Here is a 25948-nt window from a genome sequence, read left to right as displayed (position 1 = left end):
GGGGTCCGGCAACTCGGCCACGGCGCCTTCGTGTTGTGCGGGGTGGGGGCCGGTCAGCGGCCGGAGCCGCCGTCGGCGTTGGGGCCGGAGTAGTCCTCGCCGTAGGCGCCCTTGGCGGGGCGGCGACGGCGCATGGGCGGCTCGACGCCGTCGGCGAGACGGCGGGCGGTGAGCAGGAAGCCGGTGTGGCCGATCATGCGGTGGTCCGGGCGGACGGCGAGGCCCTCGATGTGCCAGTTGCGGATCATCGACTCCCAGGCGGTCGGCTCGTTGAAGCAGCCGATCTCGCGGATGGACTCGACGGTCCGGGCGAGCTGGGTGGTGGTGGCCACGTAGCAGCAGAGGATGCCGCCGGGGACGAGGGCCTTGGAGACGGCCTCCAGGCACTCCCAGGGGGCGAGCATGTCGAGGATGACGCGGTCGACGTCCGTGTCGGACAGGTTGTCCTGGAGGTCGCCGACGGTGAGCTGCCAGGCGGGGTGTTCGCCGCCGAAGTAGCGCTCGACGTTCTGCTTGGCGATCTCGGCGAAGTCCTCGCGGCGCTCGTAGGAGTGCAGCATGCCCTGGTCGCCGATGGCGCGCAGCAGGAAGCTGCTGAGCGAGCCGGAGCCGACGCCCGCTTCCACGACGCGTGCGCCGGGGAAGATGTCGGCGAAGGCCAGGATCTGCCCCGCGTCCTTGGGGTAGACCACGGCGGCGCCGCGGGGCATGGACAGGACGTAGTCGGGGAGCAGGGGGCGCAGCGCGAGGTAGGCGACGTTGCCGGTGGTGCGGACAACGCTGCCCTCGGGAGCGCCGATCAGTTCGTCGTGCGGGAAGGAGCCCTTGTGGGTGTGGAAGTTCTTCCCGGCTTCGAGCGTGAACGTGTAGTGACGGCCCTTGGGGTCGGTCAGCTGAACCTGGTCCCCGACCTTGAAGGGCCCGCGCCTGCGGGCGGCACCGGTCGGTTCGGACATAAGACCAGCCTACCGGCAGCAGCGGGGGGTGCCGACCACACACCGGGTTCAGCTGGGGCGGGCCATGGCCTTCACGAAGGCCTTTTCCACGTCCGCCGCGGACAGGACGCCGTAGATCTCGCCGGTCTCCTCGACGACCAGGTATTCGGTGGCGGGGGCGGCGCGGAGGGTGTCGAGGAGTTCTTCTCCGGAGAGTTCGGCGGAGACGCGCATGCCGTCGGTGATGTCCTGGGCGAGGCCGCTGACGGCGACCCAGGGGCGGCGGTGTTCGGGTACGCCGACGATGGCGGATTCGCGGACGAGGGAGAGGGGGGTGCCGTCGGGGTCGACGACGACGAGGGCGCGGGCTCCGGCGGCGTTGGCGCGGCGCAGGGCCTCGGAGAGGGGGGTGTCGGTCTCGACGGGGACGGCGCGGCGGGTGAGGGTGCGGGCGCTCAGCTCGGGGAGGTGTTCGCGCAGCCGGGCCATGCGGAGGCTGTTTCCGGCGCCGGTCCAGATGATGGCGGCCAGGATGGCGGCGAGCAGGGCGTCGGTGATGGTGTCCATGCTGCCGAGGTCGGCGTCGCCGCCGAAGAAGCGGGAGTGGTTGAGCAGGGGCAGGCCGATCAGGACGCTGAGGGCGAGGGCGCGGCCGACCCAGGCGGCGGCGACGGTGCCGGTCATGGGCTTGCCGGTGATCTTCCAGACGACGGCGCGCAGCATCCGGCCGCCGTCGAGGGGCAGGCCGGGGAGCAGGTTGAAGATGGCGACGATGAGGTTGGAGATCATCAGTCCGGCCAGCAGGACGCCGGGGACGGTGCCGGGCTGGACGGGCTTGAGGGCGAGGTAGAAGAGCCCGGCGAGGATCAGGGAGAGCAGGGGTCCGACGAAGGCGAGGACGAATTCGCGTCCGGGGGTCTCGGCCTCCTTCTCGATCTCGGAGACGCCGCCGAAGAACTGGAGCTGGATGCGGCGCACCGGGAGTTTGAAGCGGAGGGCGGCGACGGTGTGGGCGAGTTCGTGGACGAGGACCGAGGCGTAGAAGGCGACGGCGAAGAAGAGGGAGACGAGGTAGCGGGCGGCGCCGAGTTCGGGCAGGACCTGGTCGAGCTGGCCGCCGAAGACCCAGGTGATGAGGGCGGCGACGAGGAACCAGCTGGGTGCGACGTAGACGGGTACGCCGAACGGGCGGCCCATGAGGATGCCGCCGCCGGGTTCGGCGGGGGGCTGGGGCGGTGCGCCCTTGCCGGGGCCGGTGCCGGAGTGGGCGAGGGAGCGGTGGTCGTGGGCCGGGTCGCCGCCGGGGGTCGGGCCGTCGGGGTGGTCCTCGGAGACCGGCCGGGGCGCCTGCGGGGGCTGTTCGGGGGTCGTGTCGCCGGTGCCGCGGGCGTCGTGCTCCGGCTCGCGGCCGGGGTCCGGACTGCCGGGGCCGGGGCTGGGGGTCGCAGGGACTTCGGGGTGGCCGGCCGGCTCGTCGCTGCCGGACCGCGGCTGCCCGTTTCCGCCGCTCACGTCCACGGTGTCCCCTCGTTCGAAGCGTCCTCGCACCTGTGGGCACAAGGGTCTCGGGTCGATGGTATGCGGCCGGGGTGGCGCCGTACCCCTCGGCACCCCTTGTGTTTGCCCCGGCCGGGCGCGGGTGACGCCCGGCGGGAGTGGGTCACTGTCAGTGGGGGGCCTTATGGTCTGTGGTCATGGACAGCAGCAGTGAGGACACGGGGACGGCGCCGGGCGTGGCCGAAGGCGCGGACCCGGTGTGCGTGACGGTGCCCGTCGCCGCGCCGGCCGCCGCGCCCGTCGCGGTGCCCGGACCGGCGCGGCCCGGGGACGGTGCGGGTGCGCGGCGTGCTCCGGCGGCGCCCTCGTCGTTGTCGCCGTCGCGGGCGAGCGACTTCATGCAGTGTCCGCTGTTGTACCGGTTCCGGGTGATCGACCGGCTGCCGGAGAAGCCGAGCGAGGCGGCGACGCGGGGCACGCTGGTGCACGCGGTCCTGGAGCGGCTCTTCGACGCCCCGGCGGTGGAGCGTACGGCGCCTCGGGCGAAGTCGCTGGTGCCGGGGCAGTGGGACCGGTTGCGGGAGAGCAGGCCGGAGCTCGGTGAGCTGTTCGCGGACGATCCGGAGGGCGAGCGGCTGGCGCGCTGGCTGGGTGAGGCCGAGCAGCTGGTGGAGCGCTGGTTCACGCTGGAGGACCCGACACGCCTTGAGCCCGCCGAGCGCGAGATGTTCGTGGAGGCGGAGCTGGAGTCGGGGCTGCGGCTGCGCGGGATCATCGACCGGGTGGACGTGGCGCCGACCGGCGAGGTGCGGATCGTCGACTACAAGACGGGCAAGGCGCCCCGGCCGGAGTACGCCGAGGGCGCGCTGTTCCAGATGAAGTTCTACGCGCTGGTGGTGTGGCGGCTGAAGCGGGTCGTGCCGCGGCGGCTCCAGCTGGTGTACCTGGGCAGTGGTGACGTGCTGACGTACGACCCGGTGCCGGGGGATCTGGAGCGGATGGAGCGGCGGCTGCAGTCGCTGTGGGAGTCGATCTCGCGGGCGACGGAGACGGGTGAGTGGCGGCCGCGGCCGACGAAGCTGTGCGGCTGGTGCGACCACCGGGCGAGCTGCCCGGAGTTCGGGGGGACTCCCCCGCCGTATCCGCTGCCGGTGAGGGCGGCGGAGTCCGAGGCGGACGGGTTGGGCAGAATGGGGTCCGACTAGCGAAGGAGTTGTCACGTGGCGATCCGTGTCCTGCTGGTGGACGACCAGCCGCTGCTGCGTACGGGCTTCCGGATGATCCTGGAGGCCGAGCCGGACATCGCGGTCGTCGGTGAGGCCGGGGACGGTCTGCAGGCTCTCGACCAGGTGCGCGCACTGCAGCCGGATGTGGTCCTGATGGACATCCGTATGCCCCGGATGGACGGGGTGGAGGCGACCCGGCAGATCACCGGTCCCGGCCGGGACGGTCCGGCGAAGGTGCTGGTGCTGACCACGTTCGATCTGGACGAGTATGTGGTGGAGGCGCTGCGGGCGGGGGCGAGCGGCTTCCTGCTGAAGGACGCCCCGGCGAACGAGCTGGTGCAGGCGATCCGGGTGGTGGCGGCGGGCGAGGCGATGCTGGCGCCGAGCATCACGCGCCGTCTGCTGGACAAGTACGCGACGCATCTGCCCTCGGGCGAGGAGCCGGCGCGGGACACGCTGCACACGCTGACGGACCGTGAGGTCGAGGTGCTGAAGCTGGTGGCGCGTGGGCTGTCGAACGCGGAGATCGCGGCGGAGCTGTTCGTCAGCGAGACGACGGTGAAGACGCATGTGGGGCATGTGCTGACCAAGCTGGGTCTGCGCGACCGGGTGCAGGCGGCGGTGTACGCGTACGAGAGCGGGCTGGTGCGTCCGGGGGCGCAGCCGTAGCGGCGGCGTACGGTACGACGGCGAAGGGCGCCCTTCCGGAGGGAGGGGCGCCCTTGGCGTGGCCGATGCGTGTCAGCTCTTGCTGAGTTCCCAGAACCGGAAGACGGTGGAGGCGTCGAGGCAGTACTCGAGGCCGTAGACCCCGTCGCGGACGACGGCGTACTGCTTGCCCTGCCAGACGGGCAGGACGGGGATCTGTTCGGCGACGATGTCCTGCAGCTCGGCGAAGGAGCTGTCGGTGGAGGTGCGGTCGGTCTGGGCGGCGGTGGCGGGGATCAGGGTGCGGGTGATCCTGCTGTTGTCGTAGTGGTTGTCGAGGACGTTGCCCTTGCCGAAGAAGGGTGCGGTGAAGTTGTCGGCGTCGGGGTAGTCGGGCACCCAGCCCTTGACGTAGACGCCGTACTTCCCGGCGGCTATGTCCTTCTCGTACTGGTCGAAGGCGACGGACTTCACGTCGGCGGTGAAGAGGCCGCTGGCGTTGAGCTGGGCGGCGAGGGCCTTGAGTTCGGCGTCGGTGCCGGGGCCGTAGCGGGTCGGGGTGGACCAGAGGGTGAGCGTGACCTTGCCGGTGATGCCGTCGGCGCGCAGGGCCCGGGCGGCCTTGGCCTTGGAGGGGCGCTCGCCGTAGGTGTCGAAGAAGGCGGTGTTGTGGCCCACGATGCCCGCCGGGATGATCGAGTAGAGCGGGGTGGCGGTGTTCTTGTAGACGTCGCGCATGAGGGCGTCGCGGTCGATGAGGTAGGCCATGGCCTTGCGGACGCCGAGTTTTCCGGCGACGGGGTCCTTCATGTTGAAGACGAGGTGCTGGACCTCGGCGCTGCTGCCCTCGACGACGTCGATGCCCTGGGTGCCGTCCTGCTTGTCGATGTCGTCGATGTCGCGGGCGCTCAGGCCGCGGTAGGCGATGTCGACGGAGCCGTCGAGGAGGGCCTTCTTCAGGGTGGTCTGGTTGCCGTGGAAGAACTTGAGGGTGACGCCCGCGTTCTTGGTCTCGGCGGTGCCCTTGTAGTGGGAGTTGACGGAGAAGACCGCCTGGCCCTTGTCGAAGGAGTCGAGCGTGTAGGGGCCGGAGCCGACGGCCTTGTGGTCGCCGCGCAGCCGGTCCGCCGGGTACTGCCGGTGGTCGACGACGGACCCCGCGCCGGAGGCCACCTTGCTGGGGAAGGTGGCGTCGGGGACGGTGAGCCGGAAGACGACGGTGCGCGCGTCCGGGGTCTCGACCTTGCCGAGCGAGGGGAACATGACGGCGGGTCCGCCCGGATCGTTGATCTTCAGCATCCGGTCGAAGGAGAACTTGACGTCCTCGGAGGTGAGCGAGTCGCCGTTGCTGAACTTCAGGCCGTCCTTCAGCTCGCACTTGAAGACGGTGGCCCGGGTGTCCGTGAACTTGCAGGACTTGGCGAGTTCGGGCTCGGGCAGCGTGCCGCCCTTGGGGAAGCTCAGGAGCGATTGGAAGACGTTGTTGAACAACAGCCAGGAGCCGGGGTCGTAGCCGGAGGCCGGGTCGGTGGCGAGGACGTCGTCGGACATCCCCATCACCACGCGGTGGCCTTCGGTCCCGGAACCGTCGCCGCTCGTGCCGCAGCCGGTCAGCAGGCCGCAGGCCAGCCCTGCCACGATGGGCAGGACTGGCCAGGGGGTGCGCATGTTCACAGCATGTGCCTTCTCGTCGGGGGCCTCCCGGGGCCGCCGTCCCGGCCCCGGCGAGGGAGCCGTCAGCCGCTCACACCGCGGCCGAGCTCCCACAGCTGAAGCGTCGAGGAGGAGTTCAGGGCGTAGGAGACGCCCGTGATGTCGTCCCGTGCGGCAACGTACTGCTTGCCCTGCCACAGGGGCAGCACGGGGACGTCCTCCGCGACGGCGTCCTGAATCGTCGTCAGGGTCTTGCCCGCCTCCAGCCGGTCCGCCTGGCGGCGGCTCTGGGGGATCAGCGTCTGCTGGATGGTGGCGTTCGTGTAGGGCGAACCGAGGAAGTTGTCCTTGTCGAGGAAGGGCGCGATGAAGTTGTCGGCGTCGGGGAAGTCGGGGAACCATCCCATGCCGTAGACGTCGTACTGGCCCTTCTGCTCCGCGGGGCGGAAGGTGGCCCAGGGGTGGCCCTGGATGCTCACGTCGAACAGACCGCTGTTGTTGAGCTGCTTCTGCAGGATCTGGAACTCCTGCTTGGTCACCGCGCCGTAGTGGTCGGTGGTGTAGTGCAGCGTCAGCTTGATCGGGGCGGTGATGCCGGCCTTGGTGAGCAGTTCCTTGGCCTTCGGGACGCTCGGGTCGCCGTACTTGTTGAAGAACGAGTTGGAGTGGCCCGCGAGGGTGGCCGGGACCAGCGAGTACAGCGGCTCGGCCTGGGTGCCGTAGACCTTGGCGACGAGCTCGCCGCGGTCGATGACCTGGGCCATGGCCTGGCGGACGGCCTTGTCCTTGACGCTGGTGGCGTCGGTGTTGAAGGCCAGGTAGCGGATCTCGAGGCCGGGCATGTCGACCAGCTCGGCGTTCTGGTCGGAGCCGGAGTCCAGCTTCTGGATCTGCGACGGCGTCATGGTGCGGGTCATGACGTCGATGTCGCCGCGGTCGAGAGCGGCGCCCATGGCGTCCGCGTCGGCGAAGGACCGGATCTCGACCTTGTCGTTGTTGACCTTGGTGCTGCCCTTGTAGTTCGGGTTCTTCGTGTACGTGGCGCTGACGACCGCGTTGTTCTTGACCTCGGCCTTGAAGGTGTACGGGCCGGAGCCGTCCACCACGAAGCCGTCACGCAGCTTGTCGGCCGAGTAGTTCTTGGGGTCGACGATGCCCGCGACCGGGGTGGACAGCTTGTACGGGAAGGTCGCGTCGGCCGTCTTCAGGTGGAAGATGACCTCGCGGTCGCCCTGGGTCTCCACCGTGTCGATGGTGTTCAGCAGGGCCGAGACACCACTCTCCGCCTTGAGGTGGATGGCGCGGTCGATGGAGAACTTGACGTCCGCCGCGGTGACCGCGTGGCCGTTGGCGAACTTCAGGCCGTCACGCAGCTTGCAGGCGTAGCGCTCGTTGCCGGAGTCGGTGAAACCGCAGCTCTCGGCGGCCTCCGGAACCGGGTTGCCCTCGCCCTTGGGCTGGGTCATGAGGGTCTGGACGGTCTGGCGGAGGACGTTCCAGGTGCCGACGTCGTAGGCGTAGGCGGGGTCGAGCGGCGCGGGGGCGTCCGAGGTGGCCGTGAACTGGTCCGTGGTACCTACGACGATGGGCTTGCCGCCCTGGCTCCCGCTGTCCGATCCACCGCACGCGGCGAGCACCGGCGTAAGCAGGCCGGCCACTGCCGGCAGCACCAGAGTCTTGCGGTTCATGCGGGACTTTCTCCAGAGCGTTCGGTTCCGTGGACCCGGCAACAGGGATGGCGCGTCGGTTCACGGGAGTTGCTGCGATGTTGTCGCGACGACATTAGTCCGCGCCCGCGGAAGGGCCGACGGGTGCCCGAGTTGAGGGCTCATCACGCAGTGAAACCGGGTGTGGACGCACCGAAAAACCGACAGTGGCAGGATTGGTGCAACGGATCATCAACTGGGACACAAAGACCGGCCGACCACCCCGGTTCCGGGATGGTCGGCATATGGGCCCTGCGATGTCCAGACCTTCCGGAGTGGTGAACCTCACAATTCAACTCCGGTGGCCATTACCGGAATTCGCTGAGTGACGACCGGGTCGTCGGGAACGCCCGCTAGCGACTGCCCGCCAGGAGCCCGCGCAGGAAGGCCAGATCGACCTGTTCCAGTGAGGTGACGACGGTGCGCCGGTGGGCCGGGACGATGGGGGCGATGGAGGGCACGGCCACGACATGGCAGCCGGCGGCCTCGGCGGCGGCGACGCCGGTCGCGGTGTCCTCGACGACCGCGCAGCGGGCCGGGTCGGCGCCGAGTCCGGCGGCGGCCAGGAGGTAGGGGTCGGGGTACGGCTTGGTGCGGGAGACCTCGTCGCCGCCGATGGACAGGGTGAAGTGGTGCGGGCCGAGGACGGTCAGCACACGGTCGATGATGCGCCGGTGGGAGGCGGAGACCAGGGCGGTCGGGACACGGTGCCGGTGGAGTTCGGCGAGGAGGTCGGCGGCGCCGGGCATCAGCGGCAGGGCGCGGCCGATGCGCTCCTCGAAGCCGTCGTTGAGCAGGACGGAGAGTTCTTCGAGGGTGATGTCGGCGCCGGTGGCCTCGATGAGGAAGCCGGCGCTGCGGGTCATGGGACCGCCGACCACGACGTGCCGCCAGGACTCGTCGAGGGTGTGGCCGAGGCGCGCGAAGACCTCGGCCTCCACGTCCCACCAGAAGCCCTCCGTGTCCACCAGTGTGCCGTCCATGTCGAGCAGGACCGCCTGTAGGGCGTAGTCCTCGGCCGTGGTGGTCTTCGTTGCCCGAGCGGGGCCGGGCGCGGGGACCGTACTGGTCATCCGGGCGCACCTCCTTGAGGGACGACCAGGCCGGCCCCCCGGACAGGGAGCCGGCCTGCGATGGACCGACCAGTGTACGACTCCGCGCGGCGAACCGCCTCGTTTATCCGGGGCGCGCCGGGGTACACCGGAAAAGCCTGCGCCGCAGGCCAGGGGACGTTCCGGCATGCCCTTTGCCGTGCCCGGAGCGTGCCCCGGGGACCGCCGCGCTCCGCCCGTCAGCGTGCGTTGAAGTACTTCGCCTCCGGGTGGTGGATCACGATGGCGTCCGTGGACTGCTCGGGGTGGAGCTGGAACTCCTCGCTCAGGTGGACGCCGATGCGCTCGGGCTCCAGGAGCGTGGCGATCTTGGCCCGGTCGGCGAGGTCGGGGCAGGCGCCGTAGCCGAGGGAGAAGCGGGCGCCGCGGTACTTGAGGGCGAACATGTCTTCGATGGCGGAGGGGTCCTCGGTGGCGAAGCCGAGTTCGGAGCGGACCCGGGCGTGCCAGTACTCGGCCAGCGCCTCCGCCAACTGCACGGACAGGCCGTGGAGTTCGAGGTACTCGCGGTAGGCGTCGGCGGCGAAGAGGCGGGCGGTCTCCTCGCCGATGCGGGAGCCGACGGTGACGACCTGGAGGCCGACGACGTCCGTCTCCCCGGACTCCTCCGGGCGGAAGAAGTCGGCGAGGCAGAGCCTGCGACCCCGGCGCTGGCGGGGGAAGGTGAAGCGGGTGCGCTCGTTACCGCGCTCGTCCAGGATGATGAGGTCGTCGTCCTTGGAGACGCAGGGGAAGTAGCCGTGGACGACGGCGGCTTCGAGCAGGTTCTCGGTCTGGAGCCGGTCGAGCAGACCGCGCAGCCGGGGGCGGCCCTCGGTCTCCACCAGTTCCTCGTAGGTCGGCCCGTCCCCGGCGCGGGCCTGCTTCAGGCCCCACTGGCCCTTGAACAGCGCGCCCTCGTCCAGCCAGCTCGCGTACTCCTTGAGCTGGATGCCCTTGACGACGCGGGTGCCCCAGAAGGGCGGCTCGGGGACCGGGTTGTCGGTGGAGACGTCGGAGCGGACGTGGCCCTCCTCGGGCCGTTCCTCGACCTCCACGACGGCCGGGCGCACCCGCCGCTGCCTCAGCTCGGGCAGCTTGGCGCCGGGTACGCCGCGCTTGACGCCGATGAGGGCGTCCATGAGGCGCAGTCCCTCGAAGGCGTCGCGGGCGTAGCGGACCTCGCCCTCGTAGATCTCGTGGAGGTCCTGTTCGACGTAGGCGCGGGTGAGGGCGGCGCCGCCGAGGATGACGGGGTAGTCGGCCGCGAGTCCGCGCTGGTTCAGCTCCTCCAGGTTCTCCTTCATGATCACGGTGGACTTGACCAGGAGGCCCGACATGCCGATGACGTCGGCCCGGTGCTCGGCGGCGGCGTCCAGGATCGCGGAGACGGGCTGCTTGATGCCCAGGTTGACGACGTTGTAGCCGTTGTTGGACAGGATGATGTCGACGAGGTTCTTGCCGATGTCGTGGACGTCGCCGCGGACGGTGGCAAGGACGATGGTGCCCTTGCCCTCGGCGTCCGACTTCTCCATGTGCGGTTCCAGGTGGGCGACCGCGGTCTTCATGACCTCGGCGGACTGGAGCACGAACGGCAGCTGCATCTGGCCGGAGCCGAACAGCTCGCCGACCACCTTCATGCCGTCCAGGAGGGTGTCGTTGACGATGTCGAGCGCCGGACGCTCCGTCAGCGCCTCGTCGAGGTCGGCCTCCAGGCCGTTCTTCTCACCGTCGATGATGCGGCGCTTGAGGCGCTCCTCCAGCGGGAGGGCGGCCAGTTCCTCGGCCTTGCCCGCCTTGAGGGACTTGGCGGTGGCGCCCTCGAACAGCGCCATCAGCTTCTGGAGGGGGTCGTAACCCTCGGCGCGGCGGTCGTGGATGAGGTCGAGGGCGGTGTTCACCTCTTCCTCGCTGAAGCGGGCGATGGGCAGGATCTTGGAGGCGTGGACGATGGCCGAGTCCAGGCCGGCCTTGACGCACTCGTCCAGGAAGACGGAGTTGAGCAGGATGCGGGCGGCGGGGTTGAGGCCGAAGGAGATGTTGGACAGGCCGAGCGTGGTCTGCACGTCCGGGTGACGCCGCTTCAGCTCGCGGATCGCCTCGATGGTGGCGATGCCGTCCCCCCGGGACTCCTCCTGGCCGGTGCAGATGGTGAAGGTCAGACAGTCGACGAGGATGTCCTCCTCGCGGATGCCCCAGTTCCCGGTGAGGTCGTCGATGAGCCGTTCGGCGATCTCGACCTTCTTCTCGGGGGTGCGGGCCTGGCCCTCCTCGTCGATGGTCAGCGCGATCAGCGCGGCGCCGTGCTCCTGGGCGAGCCGGGTGACCTTGGCGAAGCGGGACTCCGGGCCGTCGCCGTCCTCGTAGTTGACGGAGTTGATGACCGCGCGGCCGCCGAGCTTCTCCAGACCGGCGCGCAGGACGTCGACCTCGGTGGAGTCCAGGACGATCGGCAGGGTGGAGGCGGTGGCGAAGCGGCCCGCGAGCTCCTCCATGTCGGCGACGCCGTCGCGGCCGACGTAGTCCACGCACAGGTCGAGCATGTGCGCGCCCTCGCGGATCTGCTCGCGCGCCATCTCCACGCAGTCGTCCCAGCGGCCCGCCAGCATGGCCTCGCGGAACTTCTTGGAGCCGTTGGCGTTGGTGCGCTCGCCGATGGCCAGGTAGGCGGTGTCCTGGCGGAACGGCACCGACTGGTAGAGCGAGGCGGCGCCCGGCTCGGGGCGCGGGCTGCGCGTCCCCGGGGTGAGGTCGCGGACGCGCTCGACGACCTGGCGCAGATGTTCGGGGGTGGTGCCGCAGCAGCCGCCGACCAGCGAGAGGCCGTACTCGCGGACGAAGGTCTCCTGGGCGTCGGCCAGTTCCGGCGCGGTGAGCGGGTAGTGGGCGCCGTCCTTGCCGAGGACGGGCAGGCCCGCGTTGGGCATGCAGGACAGCGGGATGCGGGCGTTGCGCGCGAGGTGGCGCAGGTGCTCGCTCATCTCGGCGGGGCCGGTGGCGCAGTTCAGGCCGATCATGTCGATGCCGAGCGGCTCCAGCGCGGTGAGCGCGGCGCCGATCTCGGAGCCGAGGAGCATGGTGCCGGTGGTCTCGACGGTCACGGAGACGATGACGGGCAGGTCCAGGCCGAGGGCGTCCAGGCCGCGCCGGGCGCCGAGGACGGCGGCCTTGGTCTGGAGCAGGTCCTGGGTGGTCTCCACCAGCAGGGCGTCGGCGCCGCCGGTGACCAGGCCCTCGGCGTTGCGCTGGTAGGCGTCGCGCAGGGTGGTGTACGGGGCGTGGCCGAGGGTGGGCAGTTTGGTGCCGGGGCCGATCGAGCCGAGGACCCAGCGGGCGCGGCCGTCCCGCGCGGTGAACGCGTCGGCGGTCTCGCGGGCGATGCGGGCGCCGGACTCGGACAGCTCGTGGACGCGCTCGGGGATGTCGTACTCGCCGAGGGCGGAGTGGTTGGCGCCGAAGGTGTTGGTCTCGACGCAGTCGACGCCGACGGCGAAGTACGCCTCGTGGACCGATCGGACGATGTCGGGGCGGGTGAGATTGAGGATCTCGTTGCAGCCTTCGAGCTGCTGGAAGTCGTCGAGCGTGGGCTCCTGGGCCTGGAGCATGGTGCCCATCGCTCCGTCGGCGACCACCACACGGGTGGCGAGTGCCTCTCGGAGCGCGGACACACGGGTCCGGAGGTCGGCGTGGGGGGACGTCGGCGACGAGGCCATGAAGGGGCTCCCTGGGATGCGACGGCTGTCGGCTATGCGCCCTCCCCCGGCGAGCCGGGCGAGGGGCACGGCGTCAGACTAACCGGCGGTGGGCTTGGATGGGCACCGGCGTCCACCACACGGACGCGGACGGCGGAACGGGCCCCTCCGGGCATGGCGGCCGGGTCCGCGGACCGCGTGGATACGGCGCGGTCATTGGCGGGAGGTCGGCATGGACCGGTACTGTTCGGCATTGTCGAACGATGCCTGAGGTGTCACCCGCGGGGTCATCCGAGGTGTCGTTCGACGGCGGCCGGAGCGGACGGAGGTAGGACGGGGATGGCACGGAACATCCAGTCGCTCGAACGGGCGGCCGCGATGCTGCGGCTGCTCGCGGGCGGCGAGCGGCGGCTCGGCCTGTCGGACATCGCCTCGTCGCTGGGCCTCGCCAAGGGCACGGCGCACGGCATCCTGCGCACCCTCCAGCACGAGGGCTTCGTCGAGCAGGACGAGGCGTCCGGGCGCTATCAGCTGGGCGCGGAGCTGCTGCGGCTCGGCACCACCTACCTGGACGTGCACGAACTGCGGGCCCGCGCGCTGGTGTGGACCGACGACCTGGCCCGCTCCAGCGGGGAGAGCGTGCACCTGGGGGTGCTGCACCAGCAGGGCGTGCTGATCGTGCACCACGTCTTCCGCCCGGACGACAGCCGGCAGGTGCTGGAGATCGGCGCCATGCAGCCGCTGCACTCGACGGCGCTCGGCAAGGTGCTCGCCGCGTACGACCCGGTGGCCCACAGCGAGGCCCTGGAGGCCCCGCGCAAGTCCTTCACCGACCGTACGGTGTGCGGCCCCGAGGACTTCGAGCACATCCTCGACCTCACGCGCGCGCGGGGTTACGCCGCCGACGTGGAGGAGACCTGGGAGGGCATGGCGTCCATCGCGGCCCCCATCCACGACCGCCGCCGCATGCCGGTGGGCGCGGTCGGGATCACCGGCGCCGTGGAGCGCCTGTGCCGCGAGGGCGAACTCCGCCCGGAACTGATCGCGGCGGTGCGCGACTGCGCCCGCGCGGTGTCGCGGGACCTGGGCGCGGCCCGCTTCTGAAGCGCCCTTGTCGTACATCACCGCCCCGGCGCAACGGCCGGGGCGGCCACACGCATGCCCGCGCCCACCCGCGCGCCCCTCACGCCCGCCCCAGGCGATAACCCCCGCCGATCAATAACGATCGCGTTTTCGATTACAGAACCCTTGACGCATGGACGACCCCAAAGCGAGACTCCCGTCCATCGGTCGGCATTGTCGAACACTTGCCGTTAATGCACGTTAGGGTGTGACAGCGCCAAGGGCCGACACCGCTCTCATCCCCGAGAGCACGAGAACCCCCGAAGGGACGCGGGGTTCGGCTTTCCCTGGACGAAGGACAAAGGAGTCGCGGGTGTCCAGCTCCGACATCTTCATCGGCGAGACCATCGGTACCGCCATACTCATCCTGCTCGGCGGCGGTGTCTGTGCCGCCGTGACGCTGAAGGCCTCCAAGGCGCGCGGCGCCGGCTGGCTCGCCATCGCCTTCGGGTGGGGTTTCGCCGTTCTGACGGCGGTCTACACCTCCGCGCCCCTCTCCGGCGCGCACCTGAACCCGGCCGTGACGCTCGCGCTCGCCATCAAGGACAAGGACTTCAGCAACCTCCCGGTGTACTGGGGCGGTCAGCTGCTCGGCGCGATGATCGGCGCGACGCTGGTCTGGGTGGCGTACTACGGCCAGTTCCACGCCCACCTCACCGACCGGGAGATCGTCGGCGGGCCCGGCGCGCAGGACACCGTCAAGGCGGTCGAGGCCGAGGAGGCGGCCGCGGGGCCGGTCCTGGGCATCTTCTCCACCGGCCCGGAGATCCGGAACGCGGTGCAGAACCTCCTCACGGAGATCATCGGCACGCTGGTGCTGGTCCTGGCGGTGCTCACCCAGGGCCTGAACGACAAGGGCAACGGTCTCGGCGTCCTGGGCGCCCTGATCACCGCGCTGGTGGTCGTCGGCATCGGCCTCTCGCTCGGCGGCCCGACGGGGTACGCGATCAACCCGGCCCGCGACCTGGGCCCGCGCATCGTGCACGCCCTGCTGCCGCTGCCCAACAAGGGTGGTTCGGACTGGAGCTACGCGTGGGTCCCGGTGGTCGGTCCACTGATCGGCGGCGCCATCGCTGCGGGCATCTACAACGTCGCTTTTGCTTGATGAGTAACGGTTTGCCACACATGCGCCGATCTTTCGAGTACGCACCGCACGCACCGCACCCTCACCTCGGATCTCCCAGGAGCACACAGTGACCGACGCCCACACCGCAGGCCCGTTCATCGCGGCGATCGACCAGGGCACGACCTCCTCGCGCTGCATCGTCTTCGACCGGGACGGCCGGATCGTCTCCGTCGACCAGAAGGAGCACGAGCAGATCTTCCCCAAGCCGGGCTGGGTCGAACACGACGCGAACGAGATCTGGACCAACGTCCAGGAGGTCGTCGCCGGAGCCGTCGAGAAGGCCGGCATCACCCGCGACGACATCAAGGCCATCGGCATCACCAACCAGCGCGAGACCACCGTGCTGTGGGACAAGAACACCGGTGAGCCCGTCCACAACGCCATCGTCTGGCAGGACACCCGCACCGACGCCCTCTGCCGCGAGCTCGGCCGCAACGTCGGCCAGGACCGCTTCCGCCGCGAGACCGGCCTGCCGCTGGCCTCCTACTTCGCCGGGCCCAAGGCCCGCTGGCTCCTTGACAACGTCGAGGGCCTGCGCGAGCGCGCCGAGGCGGGCGACATCCTCTTCGGCACCATGGACAGCTGGGTCATCTGGAACCTGACCGGCGGTGTCGACGGCGGCAAGCACGTCACCGACGTCACCAACGCCTCGCGCACCATGCTGATGAACCTGCACACCATGGAGTGGGACCCGAAGATCGCCGAGTCCATCGGTGTGCCGCTGGCGATCCTGCCCGAGATCCGCTCCTCCGCCGAGGTCTACGGCGAGGTGACCGGGGGCAGCCTCGGCGACCTGCTCGGCGGCATCCCGGTGGCCTCCGCGCTCGGCGACCAGCAGGCGGCCCTGTTCGGCCAGACCTGCTTCTCCGAGGGCGAGACCAAGTCCACCTACGGCACCGGCACCTTCATGGTGATGAACACCGGTGAGAAGATCATCAACTCCTACGCCGGTCTGCTGACCACCGTCGGCTACAAGATCGGCGACCAGCCGACGGTGTACGCCCTGGAGGGCTCCATCGCCGTCACCGGCTCGCTGGTGCAGTGGATGCGCGACCAGATGGGCCTCATCTCCACCGCCGCCGAGATCGAGACGCTCGCGCTCTCGGTCGAGGACAACGGCGGCGCCTACTTCGTACCGGCCTTCTCCGGCCTGTTCGCCCCGCACTGGCGCTCCGACGCGCGCGGTGTGATCGCGGGTCTGACCCGGTACGTCACCAAGGCGCACCTCGCGCGCGCCGTCCTGGAGGCCACGGCCTGGCAGACGCGGGAGATCGCGGACGCCATGACCAAGGACTCCGGCGTCGAGCTGACCACGCTCAAGGTGGACGGCGGCATGACCGCGAACAACCTGCTGATGCAGCAGCTCGCGGACGTGCTCGACGCCCCCGTGGTGCGCCCCATGGTCGCCGAGACCACGTGTCTCGGAGCCGCCTACGCCGCCGGTCTCGCCGTCGGCTTCTGGACGGGCACCGACGAACTGCGCGCCAACTGGCGCCGGGCCGCCGAGTGGACCCCCCGCATGGACGCGGAGACCCGCGACCGTGAGTACAAGAGCTGGCTCAAGGCCGTCGAGCGGACCATGGGCTGGCTCGAGGACGAGAGCTGAGCGGCCCGAAGGACCGCCCATCCGGCTCTGACGAGGAGTGAAGTACCCGACATGACCAGTCCCACCACCCTGCCTTCCGTACCCACCCTGGGCACGCGCCCCGCCTCGGGCTCCAACCCGAGCCGGGCCGAGACCAGGGAGCAGCTCGCCAGGGCGTCGTACGACCTCCTGGTGATCGGCGGCGGCATCCTCGGCATCTCCACCGCCTGGCACGCCGCGCAGTCCGGGCTCAGGGTGGCGCTGGTCGACGCCGGTGACTTCGCCGGTGCCACCTCCTCCGCCTCCTCCAAGCTGCTCCACGGAGGACTGCGGTACCTCCAGACCGGCGCGGTGAAGCTGGTGGCGGAGAACCACTTCGAGCGCCGTGCGGTCTCCCGCCAGGTGGCCCCTCACCTGGCGAACCCGCTCACCTTCTACCTCCCGGTGTATAAGGGCGGGCCGCACGGCGCGGCGAAGCTCGGCGCGGGCGTGTTCGCGTACTCGGCGCTCTCCGCGTTCGGGGACGGCGTGGGGCATCTGCTCTCGCCGTCCCGGGCCGCGCGGGACGTGCCCGAGCTGCGCACCGAGAACCTGAAGGCCGTGGCCGTCTACGGCGACGACCAGATGAACGACGCGCGCATGGCGCTGATGACGGTCCGCGCGGCCGTCGACTCGGGCGCCGTCGTCCTCAACCACGCCGAGGTCACGGGGCTGCGCTTCACGCGCGGCCGGGTCACCGGTGCCGAGCTGCGCGACCGGGTCTCCGGCGAGGAGTTCGGCGTGAACGCCCGGCTGGTGCTCAACGCCACCGGGCCCTGGGTCGACCATCTGCGCCGGCTCGAGGACCCGGGCGCGGCGCCGTCGATCCGGCTGTCCAAGGGCGCGCACCTGGTGCTCAAGCGCACCGCGCCCTGGAAGGCCGCGCTGGCGACGCCCATCGACAAGTACCGCATCACCTTCGCCCTCCCCTGGGAGGACATGCTGCTGCTCGGCACGACCGACGAGGAGTACGAGGGCGATCCGGGCGAGGTGTCCGTCACCGAGAAGGACATCGCCCAGATCCTGGACGAGGCCGCGTTCTCCGTCCGGGACAACCAGCTCCGGCGCGAGCTGATGACGTACGCCTTCGCGGGGCTGCGGGTGCTGCCGGGCGGGCCCGGCGACACCGCCAAGGCCAAGCGGGAGACGGTGGTCACCGAGGGTCGGGGCGGGATGCTGTCCGTCGCGGGCGGCAAGTGGACGACGTTCCGGCACATCGGCCGTACGGTCATGACGAAGCTTCAGGAGCTGCCGGGCCACCCGCTCGGCGACGACTTCGAGCCGGTCTCCACGCTGCCCAGGCGGCTGCCGCTGCCCGGCGTGGCCAACCCGCGCGCGGTCGCCCACCGGCTCCTGGTGGACCGTCCGGCGCCCGGCCCGCGCATGGCCGCCGACACCGCCCGGCATCTGGCCACCCACTACGGCTCGCTCGCCTTCGACATCGCCCGCCTGGCCAACGAGCACCCGGAGCTGGCCGAGCGGGTCCACCCCGACGCCCCGGAGATCTGGGCACAGGTGGTGTGGGCGCGGGACCACGAGTGGGCCGAGACGCCGGACGACGTGCTGCGCCGTCGCACCACGCTCACCATCCGGGGCCTGGCCACCGACGAGATACGCGCCGGGGTGCAGGGCCTGCTCGACCAGCGGTAGCCCGTCGGCTCCCCCGGCCCGGATCGCCGCGACGTGCGGGGTGTTCCGGGCCGGGGTTCGGGGCAGTGATCCGTTCAACCCCCCGTCCAGGGGGCTGCGGGCGCTCCGGCCGGACGCCGTAAGGTTGGGTGGTCAGGCGAGAGCACGTCGGAAGGAGGCACTGGGTGATCGAGCTGGAGGGTGTTCCCGAGCTGATCGACCCAGTCATGGTGGCCGCGTTCGAGGGCTGGAACGATGCCGGTGACGCCGCCTCCACGGCGGTCGCGCATCTGGAACGCGAGTGGAAGGGCGAGGTCTTCGCCGCGCTGGACGCGGAGGACTACTACGACTTCCAGGTCAACCGGCCCACGGTCTTCATGGAGGGCGGCGTACGCAAGATCACCTGGCCGACCACGCGGCTCTCGGTGGTCCGGGTCGGCGGTGACAAGCCCCGTGACCTGGTGCTGGTGCGCGGCATCGAGCCGTCGATGCGCTGGCGCTCGTTCTGCAACGAGATCCTCGGCTTCGCCCATGAACTGGGCGTGGAACTGGTGGTGATCCTGGGCGCGCTGCTCGGCGACACCCCGCACACCAGGCCGGTCCCGGTCAGCGGAGTGACCTCCGACGGGGAGCTGGCGCGCCGGATGGACCTGGAGGAGACGAAGTACGAGGGCCCCACGGGCATCGTCGGCGTCCTCCAGGAGGCCTGCACGCACGCCGGGGTTCCGGCGGTGTCGCTGTGGGCGGCCGTGCCGCACTACGTGTCGCAGCCGCCCAACCCGAAGGCCACCCTCGCGCTGCTCAACCGCCTGGAGGACCTGCTGGACCTGCGCATCCCGCAGGGCGAGCTGCCCGAGGACGCGCGTGCCTGGCAGGTGGGCGTGGACCAGCTGGCGGCCGAGGACAGCGAGGTCTCGGAGTACGTGCAGACGCTGGAGCAGGCGCGGGACACCGCCGAGCTGCCGGAGGCGTCCGGCGAGGCGATCGCCCGCGAGTTCGAGCGCTATCTGCGGCGGCGGGACGTCGGGCCGCCCGGCGGGCACGCCACGGCGGACGGCTCGGACAGCGGGCCGTTCCGGCGGGACACGCCGAGCGGCCGGACCCGGCCGCCCAAGCCCCCGAAGCCGGAGGCGCCGGGCCCGTCGGAGGGCGGCGAGGACACGGACGGCTCGGAGGACTGAGCGAACGCGGTGGGGCGGTACCCGGATCGGGTACCGCCCCACCGCGTTGTGCGGGTGTCAGAACTGTGCGGGCGTCAGAGCGCCACACCCAGCAGCGCGTCCACGGTACGGCTGACCAGACCGGGCGCGCCCATGTCGGTGCCGCCCTCGGCCTCCTGACGGGCCGCCCAGCGGTCCACGGCCTCAAGTGCGGCGGGCGCGTCGAGATCGTTGGCCAGGGCCGCGCGGACCTCGTTCACCAGCGCGTCGGCGGAGGGGCCGTCGGGCCGGGAGACGGCGGCACGCCAGCGGCCGAGCCGGTCCACCGCGTCCTGGAGCACCTGGTCGGTCCACTCCCAGTCGGAGCGGTAGTGGTGGGAGTGCAGGGCGAGCCGGATCGCGGCCGGGTCGACGCCGTCGCGGCGCAGCTGGGAGACGAAGACGAGGTTGCCCTTCGACTTCGACATCTTCTCGCCGTGCAGGCCGACCATGCCCGCGTGGACGTACGCCTGGGCCATGGGGAACTCGCCGGTGAGCACCTGGGCGTGCGAGGCGCCCATCTCGTGGTGCGGGAAGGCGAGGTCGGAGCCGCCGCCCTGGACGTCGAAGCCCATGCCGAGGTGGTCGAGGGCGATGGCGACGCACTCGATGTGCCAGCCGGGGCGTCCCCGGCCGAGCGAGCCGCCGTCCCAGCTGGGCTCGCCCTCGCGGGCCGCCATCCACAGCATCGGGTCGAGCGGGTTCTTCTTGCCCTGGCGGTCGGGGTCGCCGCCGCGCTCGGCGGACAGCAGCCGCATGGCGGCCGCGTCGAGGTGGGAGACACCGCCGAAGTGCGGGTCGGACTCGACGGAGAAGTAGATGTCGCCGTCCAGCTCGTAGGCGGCGCCGAGGTCACGGAGCCGCTCGACGAGGGGGACGATGCCGGGTATGGCCTCGACGGCGCCTATGTAGTGCTGCGGGGGCAGCATCCGGAGGGCGGTCATGTCCTCGCGGAAGAGGGCGGTCTCCTTCTCGGCGAGGGCGACCCAGTCGACGCCGTCCCGCTCCGCGCGCTCGAGCAGCGGGTCGTCGACGTCGGTGACGTTCTGGACGTAGTGAACCTGCCGCTTGGTGTCGAGCCACACGCGCTGCACGAGGTCGAACGCGTTGTAGGTCGCCGCGTGACCCATGTGGGTCGCGTCGTACGGCGTGATGCCGCAGACATAGATCCGGGCGACGGGACCGGGGTCCAGGGTGACCGGACCGCCGGTCGCGGTGTCGTGAATCCTCAGGTCGCGGCCCTGACCGGGCAGGGCGGGGACCTCGGAAGCGGGCCAGGCATGCATGTACATGAGACTAACCGCCCATGAGCAGCGCATACGAACCGGATCGGGCCGGATGGCCGGTTCGGCGCTCTTGCGCGGCGGCGGAATCCGTGCGGGACACGGCTGTGGCCGGGCGGAACGCCGCCGGCGTGAGGCAGGACACCACCGTCGTCAGACGGGTGGCCAGGGGATCGCGGGCCAGTCGCCCGCCGGTTCGGGGTGGCGGCCCGAGGCGCGCAGGGCGGCGACGCGGGCGCGGGTGGCCTCGATCTCGGCGGGGGTGAGCAGCGGGGCGAGGCGGCCGGCCAGGGCCGCGCCCTCGGCCAGGTCGGCCTGGAGGCGGTCGAGGACGGTGACGGCCTCCTCGGTCAGCGGCTCGCCCGCCCAGCCCCACAGCAGGGTGCGCAGCTTGTTCTCGGTGTTGAAGGTGACGCCGTGGTCGATGCCGTAGAGCGCGCCGGAGGCGGTGGGCAGCAGGTGGCCGCCCTTGCGGTCGGCGTTGTTGATCACGGCGTCCAGGACGGCGAGGCGGCGCAGCCGTTCGTCGTCGGCGTGCACGAGGAGCGCGGTGCGGCCCTCGCCGACCTCGGCGAAGCCGACGGCCTTCCAGCCGGGCTCCGGTTCCTCGCCGTCGACCAGGGCGAGGAGTTCGGCCTCGGGGCTGACGTCGATCCACAGCTGGCACATGCCCTCGCCGTAGGGGCCCTCGCGCAGCACGGTCGGCGGGACGAGGCCCCAGCCGGTGGCCTCGGAGACCTCGTAGGCGGCGACCTCGCGGCCGGCCAGGGTGCCGTCGGGGAAGTCCCACAGGGGGCGTTCGCCGGCGACGGGCTTGTAGACGCAGGACGCTTCGCGGCCGTCCAGGGCGACCGTGCAGAACAGGGCCGCGTTGGAGGCGTCGCGGATCCGGCCGCGTACGGTCAGCTCGCCCCGCGCGATCAGCTCCGCGAGGTCCGCGTCGGTGGCGGTCACGCTCCCCGGCGGTATCCGTTCTGGCGCGGACATACGTGTCCTTCCGGGTCGAGCGGGAGGCTGCACAGCGGGCACGGCGGCCGCCCGGCGTTGACGACGTCGAGGGCGCGCTTGGCGAAGGCCCTCGCCTGCGCGCCGGTGAGCCGGACCCGCAGCATCGGGGGGCCGTTCTCCTCGTCCTGGAGGAGGCGTTCCTCGGCCTGGGCGAGGTCCTCCTCGGTCTCGGCGTCCAGTTCGACGAGGGCCTGCGCCTCGACGATCATGCGCTGTTCCTCGCCGTCCCAGGCGAGCGCCATGGTGCCGACGCGGAACTCCTCCTCGATGGGGGTGTCCAGCGGGCCTGAATCGGCGATCTCGGTGGGGGCGACGGCGGGCACGGCCGCGTTGCCGCCGCTGCGCCGCACGACCTCGTCGAGCAGTTCGTCCATGCGTTCGGCCAGGGCGGCGACCTGGGTCTTCTCCAGGGCCACGCTGGTCACCCGGGGGCCCGCGGTGGCCTGGAGGAAGAACGTACGGCGTCCGGGCAGTCCGACCGTGCCGGCCACGAAGCGGTCCGGCGGATCGTAGAGGAACACCTGACGGGACACGTCCTGTCTCCATGGGATCGAGTGGGTTCGGGTGGCCTCACCCTACTGCGGGCGGCGATCACGGTGCGCCCGCACCGCCCCCGACCGGTGCGTCGCCCTCCGGGGGTGTTTCGCGCGGGGCCAGCGACGAAAGGTCGCCGGTGTCGCCGAGGCGCACCAGGTAGGGCCGCAGGCGGGTGTAGCGGATCGCGGTGACGGAGCAGGGCTCCACGGCGACCCGCTGGAACAGGTCGAGATGGAGGCCGAGGGCGTCGGCCACCAGGGCCTTGATGATGTCGCCGTGGGAGCACATGAGGTAGACGGCGTCGGCGCCGTGCTCGAGCTCCACGCGCGCGTTCCAGTCGCGTACGGCCTCGGCGGCGCGGTGCTGCATGGCCCGCATGGACTCGCCGCCCGGGAAGGCGGCGGCGGACGGATGACTCTGGACGACCTCCATGAGGGGTTCGTCCTTCAGTTCGGCGAGTTTGCGGCCGGACCAGTCGCCGTAGTGGCACTCCCCGATCCGCTCGTCGGTGTGGACGGGCAGGTCGGGGCGGGCGTCCAGGAGTGGCCGCATGGTCTCCTGGCAGCGCTGGAGCGGGCTGACGACCACCTCGCTCAGGGGCAGCGCGGCGAGCCGTGCGGGCAGGGCCGCGGCCTGCTCGGTACCGCGCTCGTCGAGGGCGACGCCGGGGGTCCAGCCGGCGAGCAGGCCCGCGGTGTTGGCCGTGGAGCGTCCGTGCCGGACGAGGATCAGGGTCGGCATGGGCCCCAGCGTAGACCGGCGTGCGCGCGGGGCGGCCGGGGAAGCCGATTCGGCCGCCCCGCGTGCGTAAGCCGCCGGTGGGCGGGAAAATGCTCCCCGTGATCTTCGACTGTGCCATCTACCGCGACGGACGCCGTGCCCAGGCCATCAAGGACCCTGCCGAGGCGCTGAGGGAGGCGCGGGCGCACGACGACGCCTTCGTCTGGATCGCGCTGCACGACGCCACGGAGCAGGAGTTCGACCTCGTCCGCAAGACGTTCGGACTGCATCCACTGGCGGTGGAGGACGCCCTGAAGGCCCACCAGCGGCCCAAGATGGAGGTCTACGACGACTCGCTGTTCGTCGTGATCAAGCCGGTGTTCTACGAGCCGCGGCGCGACACGGTCACCACCGGCGAGGTCATGGTCTTCATCGGCGACTCGTTCGTGGTGACGGTGCGGCACGGCAAGGCGGCGCCGCTGGAGGAGGTGCGGCGCCGGGTGGAGTCGGACCCGGCGAAGCTGCGGCACGGCCCGACCGGCGTGCTCTACGCGATCATGGACGCCACGGTGGACGCCTATCTGGAGATCGCGACCGAGCTGGGCACGGACCTGGACGAGCTGGAGGCGGAGGTCTTCTCGCCGTCGGACGCGGGGTCGCGGAACACGGCGTCGCGGATCTACATGTTCAAGCGGCAGGTGCTGGAGTTCCGGCGGGCGACTGTGCCGCTCGCGGTGCCGCTCATCCGGCTCTCCGGCACGGGCACGAGCAGCGCGCCGGTGCCGTTCGTGGACGAGGGGGCGCGCCCGTTCTTCCGGGACGTCAACGACCATCTGACCCGGGTGAACGAGTCCGTGGAGGGCCTGGACCGGCTGGTGTCCGACATCCTCTCGGCGCATCTGGCGCAGATGAGCGTGCGGCAGAACGACGACATGCGGAAGATCTCGTCCTGGGCGGCGATGGCGGCGGTGCCGACGCTGATCGCCGGGATCTACGGCATGAACTTCGAGAACATGCCGGAGCTGCACTGGGCGTGGGGTTATCCGGCGGTGGTGGCCGTGATGGTGGTGCTGGAGGTCTTCCTGTACCGCAACTTCCGGCGGCGGGGCTGGCTGTAGGGCGGTCGGTTCGGGTACGGGGCCGGGGCCGGGGGCTCAGGCGAACTCGGCGGCCTTCGGGGCGGGGCCGCCGAGCGCGTCGCGCCGTTTCGGCATCTCCAGGGTGACCATCCGGCGCCAGCCCATGACCCGCTCCCAGAGGTAGAGGGCGTGGATGCCCGCGGCGAGCAGCGCGTTTCTGACCGGGGACCAGCGCAGGACGCGCCCCATGTGGGCCATGACGGCGAGGCTGACGTCCCGGTAGATCCGGATCTCGGCGAGCGCGCACTCGCGCAGAATGCGCTGGATGGTGCGGCCGTGTCCGGCGTGGGCGAGGCGCAGCAGTTCCTCGTGGCAGTAGGCGAGGTGGTTGTCCTCGTCGTGGGAGATCATGCGGACCGCCCGGCCGATGTCCGGGTGGTCGCCGAAGAGTCTGAGCAGCAGCCGCATCTGCTCGGAGGCCCGCTGCTCGGTGACGCGGCTGTGGGCGAGGTAGGTGACGATGTCGTCCACGGTGAGGGGCCGGTCGGCGCCGAGCCGGACGTGGGCGAGGCCGATGCCGTGCCGCTCCAGGAGCATCGTGTAGTCGGTGTCGGGTGGTACGGGCACGGGTTCGAGGCCGCGTTTGCGCATCAGGGCGTGGAAGATCCGGCCGTGCTTGTCCTCGTCGGCACCATGGCGGGCGATCTTGGGGGCGAGGGCGCGCTGGCTCTGCGGTACGAGGGCGGCGATGCGGCCGTTCTCCCAGCCGCCCTGGGCCTCCCCGCTTGCGGCGATGGAGCAGAAGAGCCGGAAGGACGCGTCGTTGTCGAGGATCTCCTGGAACAGGCTCTTGGCCGAAAGCATCGTGGGCACCTCTCTGCAGGTCTCCGCAGTGAAAAAGTCAAATGCGGATAAAGAGGACCCGCAACCGCGGTGTGCGCACGCTGGGCCGAAAGAGGGAGCGCCGGGGGCGTAACCGGGCCGGGGACCGGCGCGTTGTTCCCCGTGACGGCCGTGGCGGGGAAGACCCCCGAGCCCCCACCACGGCCGCGAAAATCTCGTGCCGTGCCGTGTTACGCGAGTCCGGCGCGCTCCAGGGCCTCGGCGCCGCCGCGCAGGGAGGCGATCCGCTCCTCCAGGGTGAAGCCCGCCGGGGCGAGCGTGAGGGTGGTGACCCCGGCGGCCGCGTAGGCCTTCATCCGGTCGGCGATCCGGTCCACGGAGCCGAGCAGGGTGGTCTTGTCGATGAGGTCGTGCGGGATGGCGGCCGCGGCGCCCTGCTTGTCGCCGGAGAGGTATTTGTCCTGGATCTCGGCGGCCTCCTTCTCGTACCCCATGCGCTGGGCGAGCCGGTTGTAGAAGTTCTGCTTGCGGCTGCCCATGCCGCCCACGTAGAGCGCGGTGTAGGGGCGGAAGGTGTCCGCGAGGCGGGTCACGTCCACGTCGGCCCCGACCGCGACCGGCACGGTCGGACAGACGTCGAAGCCCTCCATGGTCCTGCCCGCCTTCTCGCGGCCCGCGCGCAGCGAGGAGATGGCGGTCTCCTCCAGGTGCTCGGCGGCCGGGAAGATCAGCAGGGCGCCGTCGGCGATCTCGCCGGTCTGCTCCAGGTTCTTCGGGCCGATCGCGGCGATGTAGAGCGGGATGTGCTCGCGCTCGGGGTGCACGGTCAGCTTGAGCGGCTTGCCGGGACCGCCGGGCAGCGGCAGCGTCCAGTGCTCGCCCTCGTACGACAGACGGTCGCGGCTCATCGCCTTGCGGACGATCTCCACGTACTCACGGGTGCGGGCGAGCGGCTTGTCGAACTTGACGCCGTACCAGCCCTCGGAGACCTGCGGGCCCGAGACGCCGAGGCCGAGGCGGAAGCGGCCGCCGGAGAGGGAGTCGAGCGTCGCCGCCGTCATCGCGGTCATGGCGGGCTGGCGGGCCGGGATCTGGAAGATCGCCGAGCCCACGTCGATGCGCTCCGTCTGGGCGGCGACCCAGCTGAGCACCGTGGCGGCGTCGGAGCCGTACGCCTCGGCGGCCCAGCAGACGCTGTAGCCGAGCCGGTCGGCCTCCTGCGCCACGGCGAGGTTGTCCCCGTCCATCCCGGCGCCCCAGTAGCCGAGGTTGATCCCGAGCTGCATGACCGATCCCCTTACTCGCAAGTAACGTATCTGCGGCCGACCTT

20 protein-coding genes are annotated in these 25948 nt (G+C 71.1%); 8 read left to right on the top strand and 12 right to left on the bottom strand.

Annotated features, from left to right (window positions below; genetic code table 11):
- Window positions 1–53: 53 nt before the first annotated feature.
- Complete coding sequence (locus tag AB0E91_RS17060) at window positions 54–956, bottom strand: tRNA (adenine-N1)-methyltransferase (RefSeq protein WP_361114904.1); 903 nt, start codon at window positions 954–956, stop codon at window positions 54–56.
- Window positions 957–1004: 48 nt separating this feature from the next.
- Window positions 1005–2453 (bottom strand): site-2 protease family protein, encoded by a 1449-nt coding sequence (locus AB0E91_RS17055; RefSeq protein WP_361781744.1) that lies wholly within the window; start codon window positions 2451–2453, stop codon window positions 1005–1007.
- A gap of 176 nt (window positions 2454–2629) precedes the next feature.
- On the opposite strand from AB0E91_RS17055, the gene AB0E91_RS17050 reads away from it, so the two are divergent.
- Window positions 2630–3637: a RecB family exonuclease gene (locus AB0E91_RS17050; RefSeq protein WP_361781741.1), complete on the top strand. Its 1008-nt coding sequence runs from the start codon at window positions 2630–2632 to the stop codon at window positions 3635–3637.
- A gap of 15 nt (window positions 3638–3652) precedes the next feature.
- A complete protein-coding gene (locus AB0E91_RS17045; RefSeq protein ID WP_161181627.1) occupies window positions 3653–4327 on the top strand; it encodes a response regulator transcription factor in 675 nt (224 codons plus the stop codon).
- A gap of 72 nt (window positions 4328–4399) precedes the next feature.
- On the opposite strand, the gene AB0E91_RS17040 is transcribed toward AB0E91_RS17045, so the two are convergent.
- From AB0E91_RS17040 to metH, 4 genes are all read right to left on the bottom strand, one after another.
- The gene (locus AB0E91_RS17040) at window positions 4400–5980 is read right to left on the bottom strand and encodes an ABC transporter substrate-binding protein (protein ID WP_361781737.1); all 1581 of its coding nucleotides are present in this window, start codon (window positions 5978–5980) and stop codon (window positions 4400–4402) included.
- Between the two features lie 62 nt (window positions 5981–6042).
- Window positions 6043–7647 (bottom strand): ABC transporter substrate-binding protein, encoded by a 1605-nt coding sequence (locus tag AB0E91_RS17035; RefSeq protein WP_361781734.1) that lies wholly within the window; start codon window positions 7645–7647, stop codon window positions 6043–6045.
- A 371-nt stretch (window positions 7648–8018) separates the two neighbouring features.
- Complete coding sequence (locus AB0E91_RS17030; RefSeq protein ID WP_361781731.1) at window positions 8019–8738, bottom strand: HAD family phosphatase; 720 nt, start codon at window positions 8736–8738, stop codon at window positions 8019–8021.
- 218 nt (window positions 8739–8956) lie between these two features.
- The gene (metH, locus tag AB0E91_RS17025; protein ID WP_361781728.1) at window positions 8957–12469 is read right to left on the bottom strand and encodes a methionine synthase; all 3513 of its coding nucleotides are present in this window, start codon (window positions 12467–12469) and stop codon (window positions 8957–8959) included.
- 318 nt (window positions 12470–12787) lie between these two features.
- Here metH and AB0E91_RS17020 point away from each other — a divergent pair, with 318 nt between their 5' ends.
- The 5 genes from AB0E91_RS17020 (at window position 12788) to AB0E91_RS17000 (ending at window position 19130) form a co-directional block, all read left to right on the top strand.
- Entirely contained in the window at window positions 12788–13552 is a 765-nt protein-coding gene (locus AB0E91_RS17020) for an IclR family transcriptional regulator (RefSeq protein WP_361781725.1), read from the top strand.
- A gap of 331 nt (window positions 13553–13883) precedes the next feature.
- Window positions 13884–14675, top strand: a complete 792-nt coding sequence (locus AB0E91_RS17015) for an MIP/aquaporin family protein (protein WP_361781722.1) — start codon at window positions 13884–13886, stop codon at window positions 14673–14675.
- Between the two features lie 88 nt (window positions 14676–14763).
- The gene (glpK, locus tag AB0E91_RS17010; RefSeq protein WP_361781719.1) at window positions 14764–16302 is read left to right on the top strand and encodes a glycerol kinase GlpK; all 1539 of its coding nucleotides are present in this window, start codon (window positions 14764–14766) and stop codon (window positions 16300–16302) included.
- A 51-nt stretch (window positions 16303–16353) separates the two neighbouring features.
- Window positions 16354–17970, top strand: coding sequence for a glycerol-3-phosphate dehydrogenase/oxidase (locus AB0E91_RS17005; protein WP_361781716.1), 1617 nt, complete (start codon window positions 16354–16356; stop codon window positions 17968–17970).
- A 164-nt stretch (window positions 17971–18134) separates the two neighbouring features.
- A complete protein-coding gene (locus AB0E91_RS17000; protein ID WP_361781713.1) occupies window positions 18135–19130 on the top strand; it encodes a PAC2 family protein in 996 nt (331 codons plus the stop codon).
- 74 nt (window positions 19131–19204) lie between these two features.
- On the opposite strand, the gene mshC is transcribed toward AB0E91_RS17000, so the two are convergent.
- The 4 genes from mshC to AB0E91_RS16980 all read right to left on the bottom strand — a co-directional run bounded on the left by mshC (window position 19205) and on the right by AB0E91_RS16980 (window position 22717).
- The gene (mshC, locus tag AB0E91_RS16995; protein WP_361781710.1) at window positions 19205–20434 is read right to left on the bottom strand and encodes a cysteine--1-D-myo-inosityl 2-amino-2-deoxy-alpha-D-glucopyranoside ligase; all 1230 of its coding nucleotides are present in this window, start codon (window positions 20432–20434) and stop codon (window positions 19205–19207) included.
- Between the two features lie 150 nt (window positions 20435–20584).
- The gene (locus tag AB0E91_RS16990) at window positions 20585–21418 is read right to left on the bottom strand and encodes an SCO1664 family protein (RefSeq protein WP_361781707.1); all 834 of its coding nucleotides are present in this window, start codon (window positions 21416–21418) and stop codon (window positions 20585–20587) included.
- On the bottom strand, window positions 21382–21972 hold the full coding sequence (locus AB0E91_RS16985) for a DUF3090 domain-containing protein (protein ID WP_361114934.1): 591 nt from the start codon (window positions 21970–21972) through the stop codon (window positions 21382–21384). Before AB0E91_RS16985 ends, AB0E91_RS16990 begins: the two co-directional genes overlap by 37 nt.
- 58 nt (window positions 21973–22030) lie before the next feature.
- On the bottom strand, window positions 22031–22717 hold the full coding sequence (locus tag AB0E91_RS16980) for a histidine phosphatase family protein (RefSeq protein ID WP_361781703.1): 687 nt from the start codon (window positions 22715–22717) through the stop codon (window positions 22031–22033).
- Between the two features lie 98 nt (window positions 22718–22815).
- Between AB0E91_RS16980 and corA the strand changes: the two genes are divergently transcribed.
- Complete coding sequence (gene corA, locus AB0E91_RS16975; protein WP_361781700.1) at window positions 22816–23814, top strand: magnesium/cobalt transporter CorA; 999 nt, start codon at window positions 22816–22818, stop codon at window positions 23812–23814.
- Between the two features lie 36 nt (window positions 23815–23850).
- On the opposite strand, the gene AB0E91_RS16970 is transcribed toward corA, so the two are convergent.
- Both AB0E91_RS16970 and AB0E91_RS16965 read right to left on the bottom strand, forming a co-directional pair.
- Window positions 23851–24639, bottom strand: a complete 789-nt coding sequence (locus AB0E91_RS16970) for a ferritin-like domain-containing protein (RefSeq protein WP_361781697.1) — start codon at window positions 24637–24639, stop codon at window positions 23851–23853.
- A 209-nt stretch (window positions 24640–24848) separates the two neighbouring features.
- Window positions 24849–25904 carry an LLM class F420-dependent oxidoreductase gene (locus AB0E91_RS16965; RefSeq protein ID WP_361781694.1) on the bottom strand — a complete coding sequence of 352 codons (1056 nt, stop codon included), beginning with the start codon at window positions 25902–25904 and terminating at the stop codon, window positions 24849–24851.
- Between the last annotated feature and the right edge of the window lie 44 nt (window positions 25905–25948).

Origin of the sequence: Streptomyces sp. NPDC026659, from assembly GCF_040638245.1 — a bacterium.
In the GTDB taxonomy this organism is placed as follows: Bacteria; Actinomycetota; Actinomycetes; order Streptomycetales; family Streptomycetaceae; genus Streptomyces.
This window is presented reverse-complemented; position numbering and strand designations above follow the sequence as displayed.

Coding starts and splice junctions, on each gene's coding strand:
- AB0E91_RS16980 (WP_361781703.1), bottom strand. CDS start 22,717: ATGCCGACCCTGATCCTCGTCCGGCACGGACGCTCCACGGCCAACACC.
- AB0E91_RS17050 (WP_361781741.1), top strand. CDS start 2,630: ATGGACAGCAGCAGTGAGGACACGGGGACGGCGCCGGGCGTGGCCGAA.
- AB0E91_RS16970 (WP_361781697.1), bottom strand. CDS start 24,639: ATGCTTTCGGCCAAGAGCCTGTTCCAGGAGATCCTCGACAACGACGCG.
- AB0E91_RS16965 (WP_361781694.1), bottom strand. CDS start 25,904: ATGCAGCTCGGGATCAACCTCGGCTACTGGGGCGCCGGGATGGACGGG.
- AB0E91_RS17020 (WP_361781725.1), top strand. CDS start 12,788: ATGGCACGGAACATCCAGTCGCTCGAACGGGCGGCCGCGATGCTGCGG.
- mshC (WP_361781710.1), bottom strand. CDS start 20,434: ATGCATGCCTGGCCCGCTTCCGAGGTCCCCGCCCTGCCCGGTCAGGGC.
- AB0E91_RS16990 (WP_361781707.1), bottom strand. CDS start 21,418: ATGTCCGCGCCAGAACGGATACCGCCGGGGAGCGTGACCGCCACCGAC.
- AB0E91_RS17005 (WP_361781716.1), top strand. CDS start 16,354: ATGACCAGTCCCACCACCCTGCCTTCCGTACCCACCCTGGGCACGCGC.
- metH (WP_361781728.1), bottom strand. CDS start 12,469: ATGGCCTCGTCGCCGACGTCCCCCCACGCCGACCTCCGGACCCGTGTG.
- AB0E91_RS17035 (WP_361781734.1), bottom strand. CDS start 7,647: ATGAACCGCAAGACTCTGGTGCTGCCGGCAGTGGCCGGCCTGCTTACG.
- AB0E91_RS17060 (WP_361114904.1), bottom strand. CDS start 956: ATGTCCGAACCGACCGGTGCCGCCCGCAGGCGCGGGCCCTTCAAGGTC.
- AB0E91_RS17030 (WP_361781731.1), bottom strand. CDS start 8,738: ATGACCAGTACGGTCCCCGCGCCCGGCCCCGCTCGGGCAACGAAGACC.